General features: G+C 70.6%; 14 protein-coding genes. 5 read left to right on the top strand and 9 right to left on the bottom strand.

Going from position 1 to position 14,280, the window contains the following annotated elements; translation table 11 throughout:
• Positions 1–2 precede the first annotated feature (2 nt).
• The 7 genes from AC4BGC_RS06605 to AC4BGC_RS06635 all read right to left on the bottom strand — a co-directional run bounded on the left by AC4BGC_RS06605 (position 3) and on the right by AC4BGC_RS06635 (position 7,505).
• Positions 3–857, bottom strand: a complete 855-nt coding sequence (locus AC4BGC_RS06605) for a potassium-transporting ATPase subunit C (RefSeq protein WP_490554893.1) — start codon at positions 855–857, stop codon at positions 3–5.
• Positions 857–3,031 (bottom strand): potassium-transporting ATPase subunit KdpB, encoded by a 2,175-nt coding sequence (gene kdpB / locus AC4BGC_RS06610; protein ID WP_490554894.1) that lies wholly within the window; start codon positions 3,029–3,031, stop codon positions 857–859. Before kdpB ends, AC4BGC_RS06605 begins: the two co-directional genes overlap by 1 nt.
• On the bottom strand, positions 3,031–4,692 hold the full coding sequence (gene kdpA / locus AC4BGC_RS06615) for a potassium-transporting ATPase subunit KdpA (protein ID WP_490554895.1): 1,662 nt from the start codon (positions 4,690–4,692) through the stop codon (positions 3,031–3,033). The genes kdpB and kdpA overlap by 1 nt, the downstream gene beginning before the upstream one ends.
• Positions 4,692–4,781 carry a K(+)-transporting ATPase subunit F gene (gene kdpF, locus AC4BGC_RS06620; RefSeq protein ID WP_490544832.1) on the bottom strand — a complete coding sequence of 30 codons (90 nt, stop codon included), beginning with the start codon at positions 4,779–4,781 and terminating at the stop codon, positions 4,692–4,694. The genes kdpA and kdpF overlap by 1 nt, the downstream gene beginning before the upstream one ends.
• A gap of 264 nt (positions 4,782–5,045) precedes the next feature.
• On the bottom strand, positions 5,046–5,729 hold the full coding sequence (locus tag AC4BGC_RS06625; protein WP_490544830.1) for a response regulator: 684 nt from the start codon (positions 5,727–5,729) through the stop codon (positions 5,046–5,048).
• Positions 5,726–6,865, bottom strand: coding sequence for a sensor histidine kinase (locus AC4BGC_RS06630; protein ID WP_490554896.1), 1,140 nt, complete (start codon positions 6,863–6,865; stop codon positions 5,726–5,728). The genes AC4BGC_RS06625 and AC4BGC_RS06630 overlap by 4 nt, the downstream gene beginning before the upstream one ends.
• A gap of 10 nt (positions 6,866–6,875) precedes the next feature.
• Positions 6,876–7,505 carry a class F sortase gene (locus AC4BGC_RS06635; RefSeq protein ID WP_490554897.1) on the bottom strand — a complete coding sequence of 210 codons (630 nt, stop codon included), beginning with the start codon at positions 7,503–7,505 and terminating at the stop codon, positions 6,876–6,878.
• A gap of 205 nt (positions 7,506–7,710) precedes the next feature.
• On the opposite strand from AC4BGC_RS06635, the gene AC4BGC_RS06640 reads away from it, so the two are divergent.
• Positions 7,711–8,787 carry a glycosyltransferase family 2 protein gene (locus AC4BGC_RS06640; RefSeq protein WP_490554898.1) on the top strand — a complete coding sequence of 359 codons (1,077 nt, stop codon included), beginning with the start codon at positions 7,711–7,713 and terminating at the stop codon, positions 8,785–8,787.
• Between the two features lie 3 nt (positions 8,788–8,790).
• Complete coding sequence (locus AC4BGC_RS06645) at positions 8,791–8,964, top strand: hypothetical protein (protein ID WP_490544823.1); 174 nt, start codon at positions 8,791–8,793, stop codon at positions 8,962–8,964.
• 119 nt (positions 8,965–9,083) lie between these two features.
• Here the strand turns inward: AC4BGC_RS06645 and AC4BGC_RS06650 are convergent, their stop codons facing one another.
• Positions 9,084–9,824: an alpha/beta fold hydrolase gene (locus tag AC4BGC_RS06650; RefSeq protein ID WP_490554899.1), complete on the bottom strand. Its 741-nt coding sequence runs from the start codon at positions 9,822–9,824 to the stop codon at positions 9,084–9,086.
• Between the two features lie 89 nt (positions 9,825–9,913).
• Here AC4BGC_RS06650 and AC4BGC_RS06655 point away from each other — a divergent pair, with 89 nt between their 5' ends.
• Entirely contained in the window at positions 9,914–10,900 is a 987-nt protein-coding gene (locus AC4BGC_RS06655; protein ID WP_490554900.1) for a helix-turn-helix transcriptional regulator, read from the top strand.
• Between the two features lie 264 nt (positions 10,901–11,164).
• Here AC4BGC_RS06655 and AC4BGC_RS06660 read toward each other — a convergent pair whose 3' ends face one another.
• Positions 11,165–12,571: an FAD-binding oxidoreductase gene (locus AC4BGC_RS06660; protein WP_490554901.1), complete on the bottom strand. Its 1,407-nt coding sequence runs from the start codon at positions 12,569–12,571 to the stop codon at positions 11,165–11,167.
• 269 nt (positions 12,572–12,840) lie between these two features.
• Between AC4BGC_RS06660 and AC4BGC_RS06665 the strand changes: the two genes are divergently transcribed.
• Positions 12,841–13,569 (top strand): alpha/beta fold hydrolase, encoded by a 729-nt coding sequence (locus tag AC4BGC_RS06665; RefSeq protein ID WP_490554902.1) that lies wholly within the window; start codon positions 12,841–12,843, stop codon positions 13,567–13,569.
• A 32-nt stretch (positions 13,570–13,601) separates the two neighbouring features.
• Complete coding sequence (locus tag AC4BGC_RS06670; RefSeq protein ID WP_490544813.1) at positions 13,602–14,273, top strand: trimeric intracellular cation channel family protein; 672 nt, start codon at positions 13,602–13,604, stop codon at positions 14,271–14,273.
• The last annotated feature ends 7 nt before the right edge of the window (positions 14,274–14,280 follow it).

Genomic DNA, 14,280 nt, shown 5'->3' on the forward strand with positions numbered 1-14,280 from the left:
GCTCACCCGCTGGGGTGGCGCCGGTCGAGCTCCAGGTTCAGCTCCAGGACGTTCACCCCCGGCTCCCCGAGGATCCCGAGGGTGCGGCCGTGCGTGTGGTCGTCGATCAACGATCGCACCTCGGCGAGGTCGATGCCGCGTTCCCGCGCCACTCGTGGGGCCTGGAGCCGGGCGTACGCCGGGGAGATGTGCGGGTCGAGGCCGGAGCCGCTCGCCGTGACCGCGTCTGCTGGCACGGCCGGGTCGGAGGGTGCCTCGCCCCGGATCGGGACCACCGTCGCTCCCGGGTAGTCCTCGCCCGGCACCGCGAGCTCCACCGGCACCCCTCGGTACTCGCTGCGGAACGGGGTGCCCTCGTGCTGGTTCAGGCTGACCACGCGGGTCACCTCTCCGGTCAGCCCATCGCTGTGGTGGACACCGAGGACGGCTCCCACGCCTCCGGCGCAGTAGGGGCGGCTGCCGTCGACGCCCTCGAGCTCACCCACGGCGCGGCTGCGGGCGCAGACCTGCGTGAGGAGGCTGGGTCGGTCGGAGGTGTCGACCACGTCCTCGGGTCCGAGGTTGCTGGCCGACGTGGAGGTCGGGTCGTAGCCGTCGCCTGCTGCGGAGGGCCGGGACTGGAAATAGGTCCGGACCGGGGCACCGTCGGCATCGGTGAACGACTGGCCGACCAGGCGGCTCCCCACCACGTCGCCGCCGGCGCGCACGAAAGAGCCGTCCGCCCGGGCATCGAGTCCGGGCAGCTGGGCCACCGCGACCATGGTGAGCGGGTACCCGAGCCCGAGCAGCGCGGTGAAGACGAGCACAGCGCGAACCGAGGCGAGATGACGGGCCGCGAACAGGTTGGAGGTACGCATCACGCCATCCCGGGGAGGAGTTGTACGAGCAGGTCGATGAGCTTGATCCCGATGAACGGCGCGACGACCCCGCCGGCGCCGTACACGAGCAGGTTGCGGCGCAGCAGTGCCGCCGCCCCGCCGGGGCGGTAGGACACCCCGCGCAACGCCAGCGGGATCAGCGCGACGATGACCAGGGCGTTGAAGACGACCGCGGACAGGATCGCCGACTGCGGGCTGGACAGCGCCATGACGTTGAGCCGGTCCAGGCTCGGGTACACGCCGGCGAACATCGCCGGGATGATCGCGAAGTACTTGGCGATGTCGTTGGAGATGGAGAACGTGGTGAGCGCGCCACGGGTGATCAGCAGCTGCTTGCCGATCTCGACGATCTCGATGAGCTTGGTCGGGTCGGAGTCGAGGTCGACCATGTTGCCGGCCTCCTTGGCCGCCGACGTGCCGGTGTTCATCGCGACGCCGACGTCGGCCTGCGCCAGGGCGGGGGCGTCGTTCGTGCCGTCGCCGGTCATCGCGACCAACCGCCCACCGGCCTGCTCGGCCTTGATCAGGGCCATCTTGTCCTCGGGGGTCGCCTCGGCGAGGAAGTCGTCGACCCCGGCCTCCTCGGCGATGGCCTTGGCGGTGAGTGGGTTGTCCCCGGTGATCATCACGGTCCTGATGCCCATCCGGCGCATCTCGTCGAACCGCTCGCGCATGCCCTCCTTGACCACGTCCTTGAGGTGGACGACGCCGAGTGCCCGGGCCGGCTGGTCACCGTCCTTCTCGGCGACGACGAGCGGTGTGCCACCGCTGGCGCTGACCGCGTCGACGATGGCGCCGGCCTCGAGGGTGGGGTGCCCGCCGTTCTCGCGGACCCAGTGCATCACCGCGGCCGCGGCGCCCTTGCGGATCTCCCGTCCGTCGAGGTCGACGCCGGACATCCGGGTCTGGGCGGTGAAGGGCACCCAGACCGCCTCGGAGAGCTCACCGGGTCGCCGCTCGCGCAGACCATGGGCCTGCTTGGCATGGATCACGATCGAGCGGCCCTCGGGGGTCTCGTCGGCCAGGCTGGAGAGCTGCGCCGCGTCCGCGAGGTCGGCGATGTCGACCCCCGGGACGGGCGTGAACTCCGTTGCCTGCCGGTTGCCGAGGGTGATGGTGCCGGTCTTGTCCAGCAGCAGGGTGTTCACGTCGCCGGCCGCCTCGACCGCGCGGCCGCTCATCGCCAGCACGTTGCGTTGCACCAGCCGGTCCATGCCGGCGATCCCGATCGCGGACAGCAGTGCGCCGATGGTGGTCGGGATCAGGCAGACCAGCAGTGCCACCAGGACCACGCCGGACACGCCGCTGCCGTCCAGGGCGGCGGTGTCGGGGGCGGCGGCGTTGACCTGCTTGGCGTAGATCGCCAGCGGCTGCACGGTCGCCACCGCCATCAAGAAGATGGCCGAGAGTGCCGCGAGCAGGATGTTCAGGGCGATCTCGTTGGGCGTCTTCTGCCGGTCGGCGCCCTCCACCAGGGAGATCATCCGGTCGACGAAGCTCGCTCCAGGGGTCTGGGTGATCCGGACGACGATGCGGTCCGACAGCACCTTGGTGCCCCCGGTGACTGCGCAGCGGTCCCCACCTGACTCGCGGATGACCGGCGCGGACTCACCGGTGATCGCGGACTCGTCGACGCTGGCAATGCCCTCCACGACGTCGCCGTCCCCGGGGACGATCTCGCCCGCTTCGATCACGACCACGTCGCCCTTGGCGAGGCCGGGGGCGGGCAGCTCCTCCAGGTCCGAGTCGGAGATCGCCATGCCCGGTCGCCAGCCGGTGACGCGGCGGGCGACCGTGCCCTGACGGGTCCTGCGCAGTGTCTCGGCCTGAGCCTTGCCGCGCCCCTCGGCCACGGCCTCGGCGAGGTTGGCGAAGACCACGGTCGCCCACAGCCAGGCGGTGATCAGCCACGCGAACACCGAGGGGTCGTGGACGGCGAGCACCGTGGTGAAGGCGGCGCCGACCTCGACGATCAGCATCACCGGGTTGCGCCACATCACCCTGGGGTCCAGCTTGCGTATCGCATCGGGCAGGGACCTGAGCAGCTGGCGGGGGTCGAACAGGCCGCCGGCGACCCTGGAAGCGGGCGGTGCCGGCGTGGGCGGGGGTGAGGTGGACGGAGCCGGGGTGGGCGGGGCCACGGATGCAGCCATCAGAGGAGTCCTTCCGCGATCGGGCCCAGGGCGAGGGCCGGGAGGAAGGTCAGGGCGACCAGGATCACGGTCACCGCGACCAGCATGGAGACGAACAAGGGGGTGTGGGTCGGCATCGTCCCGGCCGACGGAGGAGTGGGGGCCTGCCGCGCCAGGCTGCCGGCGAGGGCCAGCACGAGCACGATGGGCAGGAACCGGCCCAGCAGCATGCACAGTCCGAGGGCGACGTCGTACCACCAGAGGTTGACGGTCAGCCCGGCGAACGCGGAGCCGTTGTTGTTGCTGGCGGAGGTGAACGCGTAGAGGACCTCGGAGTAGCCGTGCATGCCGGTGTTCAGCATCGAGGCGCGCTGCTCGTCGTTCGCCATCGCCAGCGCGGTGCCGACCAGCACCAGGCAGGGGGTGACCAGGAAGTACAGCGAGGCCAGCTTGATCTCCCGGGCGCCGATCTTCTTGCCGAGGAACTCAGGGGTCCGTCCGACCATGAGCCCGGCGACGAAGACCGTGATCACCGCGAGGACGAGCATCCCGTACAGGCCGGAGCCGACACCGCCGGGTGCGACCTCCCCCAGCATCATGTTGAACATGGTGAGACCCCCGCCGAGACCGGAGTAGGAGTCGTGGAAGGAGTTCACCGCACCGGTCGAGGTGAGCGTGGTCATCGCTGCGAAGGTGGCGGAGTTGCCGGTGCCGAACCTGGTCTCCCGACCCTCCAGTGACGCACCGGCGGCGCCCGGCACCGTGCCCGGGTGCGTCAGCTCGACGACGTTGAGCAGGGTCACCGACACCAGGGCGATCAGTCCCATCGCGGCCACGATCGCCAGCCCCTGGCGCTTGTCGCCCGCCATCCGGCCGAAGACGCGCGGCAGCGCGAACGGGATGAGCCCGATCAGGAAGATCTGCAGCCAGTTCGTCCACGCCGTGGGGTTCTCGAACGGGTGGGCCGAGTTGGCGTTGTAGAAGCCGCCACCGTTGGTGCCGAGCTGCTTGATGACCTCCTGGCTCGCCACGGGGCCGCCGGTCACCGTCTGCGAGCCGCCGGTGAGGCCGGTGATCTCCGTGCCTGCGGTGAGGTTCTGCACCACGCCGGCCGCGATGAACACGATCGTGCCGAGCGCCGCGACCGGCAGGAGCACCCGCATCACCAGACGAGTGAGGTCGACCCAGAAGTTGCCCAGCAGGTTGCTGCGGCTGCGCGTGAGTCCACGGATCACCGCGACCGCGACGGCGATGCCCACGGCGGCAGAGAGGAAGTTCTGCACCGCGAGTCCGCTCATCTGGGTGAGGTGGGTCATCGTCGACTCACCGGAGTAGGCCTGCCAGTTGGTGTTCGTGACGAAGCTGACCGCCGTGTTCCAGGCGACGTGCGACTCCACCCCGGGCAGGCCGGCGCCGAGCCACAGATGGCCCTGGAGGCGCTGCAACCCGTAGAGGAGCACGGTGGAGACCGCCGAGAACGCCAGCACGCTGCGGGCGTAGGCGCCGGCCCTCTGCTCGGAGGTCGCATCGACACCGATCAGGCGATGGACGACCCGCTCGACCCGGTGGTGACGTTGTGAGGTCACCACACGGAACAGGTGGTCCCCGAAGAGCCGGTACGCCGCAGCCCAGGCGACGACCAGGGTCGCGATGAACAACCCGGCGGCCAGGGAGTCGCTCATCAGAATCGCTCCGCGAACAGCAGGGCAGCGAGGAGGAAGATCCCCAGGCCGACAGCCAGGACCAGGCCGACCAGGTTCACGGCGGTCACAGTCGCTCGACCCCCTTCAGGAAGAGGGCGAGCACACCGAACAGCAGGAGTGTCAGGACGAGGAGACCGAGGTCGGCCATGGACGGGGATCCTTCCGGGCTGGGAGCACGGCCGCCCTGACTCTTCGGGCGGGCCGAGAGCCCACTCAAGCCACGGTTCTGAGGCGCTGTCAGCCCAGACGGGGGATCCTGACGAAATCCCTACGCGTCCCGACGCCACGTTGACGCGTTGCCTACGCGGGCCGCCACGGCGCGGTGTGCGCGCTCAGCTCTCCTCGTGGACCAGCCCCGCGCGGTTGGCCGCGATCGCGAGCTGCACCCTGTTCGTGGCGCCGAGCTTGGTCAGGAGGTGGGTGACGTGGGCCTTCACCGTGGCCTCGCTGATGAAGAGGTCACGGCCGATCTCGGCGTTGGAGAGGCCCTGCCCGATCTGGGCGAGGACCGCTCGCTCGCGCTCGGACAGGCCGGCGATCTGGCGACTGAGCTCCGCGGGCACCTGGCGTGCGTAGGTCCGCGAGAGCCGACTGGTCAGGGAGGGCGAGAGGATGGCGTTGCCCGTGGCGACGGTCCGCAGCGCCTGGATCAGCCCCTGTGGCGGGGTGTCCTTGAGCAGGAACCCGGCCGCGCCGTTCTCCAGGGCCTCGTACACGTGCTCGTCGAGGTCGAACGTCGTGAGGATGACGACCTGGGGTGGCTGGGGGAGCGCACGCACGAGCGTGAGTGCCCGCAGCCCGTCCACCCTGGGCATCCGGATGTCCATCAGCACGATGTCTGGCTGAGCCGCGCGGACCTGGTCCACCACGTCGTCCCCGTCCGCGGCCTCCCCGACGACCTCCAGGTCCGGCGCCGAGGAGAGGATCATCCGCAGCCCGGTGCGCACGAGGACCTCGTCGTCGACCAGGAGGACGCGGATCCGGTCCTCCGGAACCGACCCGTCGTTCGTGCTCACTGCTCGCCGCCGCTCAGCGGCAGCAGCACCGAGACCCGGTAACCGCCGTCGCCGTCGGGGCCGGCCTCGAGGGAGCCTCTCACCTGTTCGACCCGCTCGCGCAGGCCGTGGAGGCCGGTGCCGGACCCGGTCGCGGCCCGGGAGGAGACCCGGGTCGGGGCGGTGTTGTGCACCACCAGGGACAGGCAGCCGTCGCGCTCGGCGACGGCCACCTCGACCCGCGACCCGGCTGCGTGCTTGCTGGCGTTGGTCAGCGCCTCCTCCACCACCCGGTACCCCGTGATCCCGACCTGCCTGGGCACGGTCTCCGGCAGGCGCGGCGGGATGTGGTCCAACAGGGTCACGTCCATCCCGGCGTCCCGCCACTGGGAGACCAGGGCCTCCAGCGCGTCGACGGACGGCTGAGGGGCTCGCTCAGCGGCGGTCTCGTCGGTGCGCAGCACACCGACGACGTTACGCAGTTCCTCGAGCGCCTGCCGGGCCGTCTCCCGGATCATCCGTGCGGAGTCCGCCTCCGGGGTCCCCTCGGCCGTGACCTCCAGGGCACCGGCCTGCAGCGCGATCAGGCTGACCTGGTGGGCGACGACGTCGTGCATCTCCCGGGCGATCCGGGTGCGCTCGTCGCGCCTCGCCGCCCGTGCGAGGACTTCCTGCGCGGCCGCAAGCTCCTCGGCCCGGGCGTTCGCCGCGTCCACGGCGCGGTGGCGGGAGTTGACGTAGAGGCCGACGGTCGCGGGAAGCATGACCAACGAGCCCCAGATCAGGGCCAGGCCCGCGGGTTGGTACCCCTCGATCCCGATCCCCAGGAGAACGGGCGCCGAAGCGATCGCAAGCGCGACCCAGGTCCGGGCTCGGTTGCCGTAGGCGGCGGCGAGATTGCCTGCGGTGAGCATCACCGGCGCGGGCTGCTCGAGCACCAGGAGCGCGGCCACGCTGATTCCGAGCGCCAGCTCGGGGAAGCGGTGGCGCTCCACGATGGCGAGGCAGGACAGGGCCACGAGGCCGAGGGTGAGCACGCCCGGCTCGAAGGGGTCCGCTCTCCGAATCGCGATGACGGTGATCCCGAGGGTGATCACGATGGCGACGACGTCGAGGAACCGGCTCGACGTGACGAACCTGGCCCACCTCGTTGCCATGCCTATCAGCCTAGGTGGCCGGTTCGAACGTGGCGACGACGTTGGAGTCCCACCCGCGCGTGGGGGAGTAGCGGCCACCGCAGGTCACGATGACCAGTCGCTCGGAGCCGTCCTGCCCGAACACCTTCTCTGACGGAAGGGCGTCCTTGCGGTAGGTCTTCAGGCTCTCCAGGCGGTAGGTGTGGCCGTCGAGGCTCACGCGGGTGCCCTCGGTCAGCTCCTCGAGCCTCGCGAACGGGCCGCGTCCCTGGGTGGCACTGTCCCGGTGGACGACGAGCACCACGGCGCCGCTGCCGTCCCCTGGCAGGGCCCCGCAGTTCCACCATCCCAGGGTGGACACGTCGTCGGGGGGAACCAGCGCCCCGCGGTCGTCTCGCCGCACGCCTTGGACCCCGAAGTCCTGGCCCCAGGCCGCGACGTGCAGGGTCGAGGGCGCGTCCCGGAGGTTCCTGTCGGTGCCGGTCGAGCCGGCGTCCGGAGCGTCCTGGCGTTGAGCAGTGGCCTGCTCGTCGTACGTCGCCGGTCCCCACCCCAGCGTGGCGCCGAGGCTGGCCCAGGGGACCTGGGACAGCACGCCGAAGAGCAGCGCGAGGCTGAGCAGGGTCCCGAGCACTGACTGGATCGGTGGCAGCTTCTTCATGCCTCGATCTTCACGCCGAGCGGGCCTTCGCCGCCTCGGCCGCAGGTCGCGAGTCGAGCGACGAAGGTCGATCCGTTGGTCGGGTCGCGGAGTCGACCAAGAGACCTGCGGACGCGACCTCGGACCGATGTCCGGCGGCCCCGGTTCCGCGACTCTGGAACTGGCTCCAGAAGGCGCCATCGAGTACCAGGAGGTAGCGAAGAACGTGTCAGGCTTCAGCTGCGCCGTGCGGCAGGTCGTGGCTCTGATCCCTGCTCACAACGAGGGCGAGACGATCGCCGAGGCCATCCTCGGGCTGCAGGCCCAGGACCCGGCCCCGGAGCGGATCGTCGTGGCTGCGGACAACTGCACGGACGACACCGCCCGGGTCGCGCGTGAGCATGGCGCGGAGGTCATCGAGACCGTCGGGAACAAGGCGAAGAAGGCCGGTGCGCTGAACCAGGCGCTCGCCGCGCTGCTGCCTTGCCTGCCGGACGATGTTGCAGTCCTGGTGCAGGATGCCGACAGCAGCCTCGACCAGGGTTTCCTGTCCGCCGCGGTGCGCTACCTGAACGAGGATCCGCGCCTGGGTGCCGTCGGTGGTACTTTCCGCGGCCGGGAGGACCGCACCTTCGTCGGTCACCTGCAGCGCAACGAGTACGCGCGCTACGCCCGCGACGTACGCCGCCTCAAGGGCAAGTGCCTGGTGGTGACCGGTACGGCCGCGGTCCTGCGGGTGCAGACGTTGCGCGAGGTGTCGCGGGCCCGGCTCGAGGGCCGGATCCCGCCCGGCGACGGGAGCGGTGGAATCTACGACACCACGGTGCTGACCGAGGACAACGAGCTCACCTTCGCCCTGAAGCACCTCGGTTACAAGGTGCTCTCGCCCAAGGAGTGCACGCTGACCACCGAGGTGATGCCGACCTGGCGGGCGTTGTGGAACCAGCGGCTGCGCTGGAAGCGGGGCGCCCTGGAGAACTGCGCGCAGTACGGCGTGACCAGGGTGACCTGGCGCTACTGGGGCCGTCAGCTCTTCACCGCGATCGGCATCGTGGTCACTGCCTGCTACCTGGGCAGCATCTTCTGGTCGCTCGCGGTGTACGGGGCGGTACACGTCCGGCCGTTCTGGCTGGCCGTCACCTTGATCTTCGTGGTCGAGCGGATCGTCACCGTCAAGGATCGTGGCCCGGGGCACATGCTGCTGGCGGGCACGATGTACGAGCTCGGCTACGACATATTCCTGCAGGTCGTGCACGCAAAGGCGTACGCGGATGCAGTTCTTCGTCGAGAGAGGAGGTGGTAGCTGATGTATGACACCCCGTCGACCCTGGTGCCGGGGACCGTCCCGGCCGGGATGGCTGGAGCTGGAGCGTTGGCTCTCTCCGGCGCGGAATGGGGCTGGATCGTGCTCGCGGTGTTCGCGCTGATCGCCGCAGCCACGGCGCTGTGGCGGGTGGTCCCGCGCAACGGCGAGTGGTGAGCGACAGCTCAGCTCCTGAGTTGGGGCACGGTCGGGAACGACGTTCTCGACCGTGCCCTTTCTGGTGCCCCGACACCGTGGAGAACGGCCCGCCGATGGATCGACTGGTGGGCGAGCACCTAGTGTCGGGGCGAGTCCAGCACCGCGGCCAGGTCCGCCGGTCGACTCACCATCGGCCAGTGCCAGGTCGGCAGCTCGACGTAGGTCCAGTCGCCCTCGAGCATCTCCGCGAGCACCGGCATGCGTGGTGCCAGCTGCCGCAGCTGCTCGAGGCTGAAGCTGCAGAGCACGCCCGTTCGCGGCAGCTGCTTCCAGGCGCCAGTGACCGCAGCCGGCTCGGTGGCGGTGAGCCACGGCTGGGGCCGGGAGTCCTCGACCAGCGCGGCGATCGCAGCGTCGTCGACCTCGGGCACGTCGGCGGCGAGCGCTGCCCACGGTGGCGGCGGCAGCTTCCAGCCCTCGCCGTGGGTGGCCACCAGTTCCTGGTTGGCGGCGCGCGCTTCGGGACCCTCGAAGTCGGCCTGCGCGACGCCGTTCGGCAGGGGGCCCGAGTCGACGTAGACCAGACGTGCGACCCGCGCGGGCACGAGATCCGCCGCGCCGGTCGCCACCAGGCCCCCGTAGCTGTGGCCGACGAGCACGACGTCGAGCAGCTCGTGCTCCTCGATCAGGTCCACGACGTCGTCGATGTGGGTGGTCAGATCGGTCTCGGGCGAGGCGAGGTGGGCGCGCTCGCCCATGCCGGGCAGGTCGACGGCGTACACGACGTGGCCGCGTTCCCTCAGCGAGTCCGCGACGGCGCGCCAGACCGAGCCGCCGAGCCAGAAGCCGGGGATCAGGACGTAGGTGGTGGTGTTCATGACCTCGACGCTAGGTTGTATTCCGGGCAGTCCCCGCCCGGTATTCAGAGAATGCTGGTCCAGAGTCTCCGGCGCACCGAGGAGGGTCCATGACGCGTCCGACCGTTCGCGTGCTGGCCATGCTCGAGCTGCTCCAGGCGGGCGGACAGCGCACGGTCGGTGAGCTCGCTGCCCGGCTCGGCGTCGACGAGCGCACGGTCCGCCGATATGCCGAGCACCTCGCTGACCTCGGCATCCCGGTCCAGTCGCAGCGGGGCAGGTACGGCGGCTACCGGCTCTCGGCGGGCTACAAGCTGCCGCCGCTGATGCTGACCGATGACGAGGCGGTCGCCGTCGTGCTCGGCCTGCGGGCCGCAGAACGGGCTGGCCTCGGCACCACCGAACAGGCAGCCACGGCGAGTGCGCTGGCGAAGGTGTCGCGCGTCCTGCCGCGGGCCCTCGGCCAACGGCTCGACAGTCTGCTGTCGACCGCGCAGTTCACGACCCCGGTGCGCGCCTCCGCTCCCGCTGGCGTCGACACGCTGCTCGATCTCGCCTCGGCCGCGCGAGCGCAGCGCACCGTCGTGATCACCTACACCGCCTGGGACGGGCGGGAATCGCGGCGTGAGCTCGATGTGTACGGCCTGGTCTTCCACTCCGGCCGGTGGTACGTCAGCGGACACGATCACGTCCGCGACGACGTGCGGACCTTCCGCCTGGACCGCATCGCGTCGGTCGAGCAGGGCGACGGCTCCTTCGTCGTACCTGCCGACTTCGATGCCACGGCACAGGTCGTGTCGGGCATCGCGGCGGTCCAGTGGGCGCACGAGGTCTCGGTCGTCCTGCGGACCACCCTCGCGGAGGCGGGGGAGCGGCTGCCCCGGACCATGGGCCGGCTGAGCGAGCACCCTGGCGGCGTACTCCTCGAGACGCGTGCCGAGCGCCTGGACGGGATGGCCCGCATGCTGGCCGGCCTCGGCTGGGACTTCGAGGTGATCACCCCGGCGGCCCTGCGCGACGAGGTGCTGGCCCTGTCCGACCGCCTCCGGCTCAGCGCCGAGCGCCGTACCGCCGACGAGGTCGCGGACTCGCAGTAGGCGCACGGGGACCCGGGCGCTGAGCGGCGCGGACACCCACGGGCTGCCGCCGGTCCCGGCCAGGAGGCGTGCGGTGCCTGCTGGGTCACGGGCTGCGCCCACTCTCTTGTCCAGCAGCGCCGTGGCGTACTCCTCGTCGAGCCCGGTCAGGACGAGGCCCACCAGCACCTTCTGACCGTGCACGCGGCGTCGGGCCACAGGCCTGGTTCTTGGAGGGCGGCACACGCGGGGCGGGTCGGCCCAGGCCGAGGGGTCCGCAGCACGTCAGGTCGTCGGTGCTCCATCCTCGAAGAGTCTCGGGATGGGGTGATTGGCGACGAAGACGGGGGTGGGGTCGATCGCGGACTTGATCCCCACGAGCTGGCGCCAGGTGAGTGGATCGAAGGCTTGCCGGACGTCGGTGGGGTTCTCGACGAAGTTCAGGTATGGCGCTCGCACACCGTGGCGCGACACCGCGTCCACGACCGCTCGAGCGTCTCTGCGCCCGGCGGCTGCCGCCTCGTCTGTCGGGACAACCGCCCCGGCCCACAGCAGGAACTCACCAGGCAGGTGGTTCAGCGCGCCGCCGCCGTCATGGGGGTGAGCAAGAGCGCCACCCAGCTGCCTGAGCTCGACGATCAGCAGGGCAGGCGGCGCGTCGGGTCCAGCGACGGCGAGCAGGTCATTGGCCGCGTCGTCGCCGAGCGATGCCAGGACGACTGAGTCGGAGACCACCGGAAGCGGGTCCTCTGGGTCCATGTGGAGGCGGACGAGGGCGTCCGTGGCGGTGATGGCGAACGTGTCGATCTCGGGCTGAAGGTCACGCAGCGGTGCGAACAGCTCGGAGCTGAGGGTCTCGTCGGTCTGTGCGGCGCCATCGACGATCACGACGCGACGCCCTCGGAGGAAGTCGGGGATGTCAGGGAGCGGCGGGAAGTTCATCAGACGAAAGGACGTGGTGACGCTCGCCGGTGCGGTGGCCGCCCAGTCCCGCCACGCTCGTAGGACCTGTTCGGCATGGACCTGGTCCCACAGCATCATGCCTGCATACACCGACTCCACCTCGATGAGCTCGATCTCGATGGAGGTGACGACGCCGAAGTTGCCACCCCCACCGCGCACCGCCCAGAACACTTCGACGTTGCTCTCGGTGTCTGCGCGCACGTGGCTGCCATCGGCCAGGACGATGTCGATCCCCACGATGTGATTGCTCGCCAGTCCGTGGGACCGGGCGAACCAGGAGAGTCCGCCACCGAGGAGGTAACCCGCGACACCGACGTTGGGTGATGACCCATGCAGTGCGGTCAGCCCCTGCTTGCCGGCTGCAGTCACTACGTCCTCCCACAGCACGCCAGCGCCGAGGGTCGCCGAACGACGCTCGGCGTCAACCACGATGTCCTGAAGCCTGTCGGTCTTGAGGAGGACGGCATCGTGTAGCGACTCCATGGGCGTGGCGTTGTGACCCGTGCTCTGTGGGGCCACTCGCAGACCGGCGGCGACGGCAGCGACCACCAGGCGCCGTACGTCCTCGGCATCTTCGGGGAGGGCGACGGCGGCCGGGAGCTGGTCGGCTCTCAGGTTCCAGGCCGTGCGGCCCTCCAGATAGGAGTGGTCGCCCGGGAAGGACACGGCCCCGGTATAGCCGACGCGCCGGAGCTGGTCGAGGAATCCGGGCAGGTGGTTGCTGGTCATGATCTTGCTCCTGTGTGGTGGTGCTCGGTGGCGGGGACGAACTCCGCAGCCTGGGGTTCGAGAACGACCTCCGTAGGCCATGAGCCTCTTCGACCAGGCCGCTGGTCGCCCCCGTGCACCCCCCGGTCCGCACCCGCGTGCCCTGGGGCGCACGGGGGTGGACTCGGGAGCCCCCTGGGCATGACCCGGATGCCGCGCCCGGCGACCAGCGCAACGCTCCTTACTGAGCCTGGGGCGCACCCAGCGCCTCTCAACGAAAGGAACGTGTCATGCACACCACCGCACAGAAGCAGACCATCGTCCTGGTCCACGGCGCCTACGCGGACTCCTCCAGCTGGAACGGGTCCATCAAGGCGCTGCGGGAGGCCGGGCACCCCGTGATCGCGGCGGCGAACCCGCTGCGCAGCATCGAGGGTGATGCCGCGTACGTACGCAGCGTCCTCGACAGCATCGAGGGCCCCATCGTCGTCGCGGGCCACTCGTACGGCGGTGTGGTGATGAGCCACGCGGCCGAGGGCCACCCGAACGTCACCGCTCTCGTCTACGTCGCGAGCTTCCTCGCCGAGCCGGGGGAGACCCTGGTCGACCTCGTCACCAAGTTCCCGGGCGCGCAGCTCGGCGACGCCGCGCAGCCGGTCCCCTACCCCACTCCGGACGGTGGGACGGCTCCTGATCTCTACATCGACCAGGAGCGGTTCCACGCGCTGTTCGGCGCCGACGTCGACGCCGATGTGGCTCAGCAGATGGCGGTCACCCAGAGGCCCCTCGCGCTGGCCGCGTTCGAGGCGCCCTCGACGCGGGCGGCGTGGAAGTCGATCGAGTCCTGGGTCCTGATGGCGGAGCAGGATCTCGCCGTGCCGGCGGAGCTGTCGCGCTTCATGGCCGACCGTGCGGGCGCCCACCTGGTCGAGGTCCAGGCGTCCCACGCGGTGACGGTCTCGCAGCCCCAGGTCGTCACCGACGTCATCCTCGAGGCCGCGGAGAAGACCGCTCGCTGACCGAGCTGGACCCGAGCAGGAGGAGAGACCGGATGGCCGAGATCATGCTGTTCGGAATCCCGCTGTGGGCCGAGCTGGCCGCAGCGGGACTCGGCGCGCTCCAGGGCGCGCTCTTCGCCGGCGCCGTCACCGACCGCAGGATCGACGTCCTCGGCGCCGTCCTGGTCGGCGTCGGGCTCGCCCTCGGCGGCAGCGTGCTGCGAGACCTCCTGCTCGGAGAGCCGCCGGTCGTCATCCGCGGCCACTGGTACGTCCTCGTCGCTGTCGTGGCGGCCCTACTAGGGATGTCACTGCAGCGGCTGTTCGCTCGCCTCGAGCCGGTCATCCTGCCGCTTGACGCTCTGACCATCGGACTCTTCGGCGCGATCGGCACATCGAAAGCTCTCACCCTGGAGGTGCCGGCCGTTCCCGCGGTGCTCGTGGGCGCCGTTGCGGCCGTCGGTGGCTCGGTGCTGCGTGACTTGATGCTCGGCCTGCCGGTTGCGCTGCTGCACGTCGGCTCCCTCTATGCGGTTGCTGCGGCAGCGGGCTCCGCACTGCTGGTCGGACTCGTGGCGGCTGGCGCCGCAGTGTCTGACGCGGCGATCGCGAGCGTCGTGCTGACCACCGTCATCCGGCTGCTCGCCGTACGGTTCGGCTGGAGCTTTCCCGAGCAACACGCTCTGGTCGTGGGAGCGCACTCGGTGCGCGTGCCGGGCCGTTGACCGGGCA

Source organism: Nocardioides sp. Z38_18 (assembly GCF_058215695.1).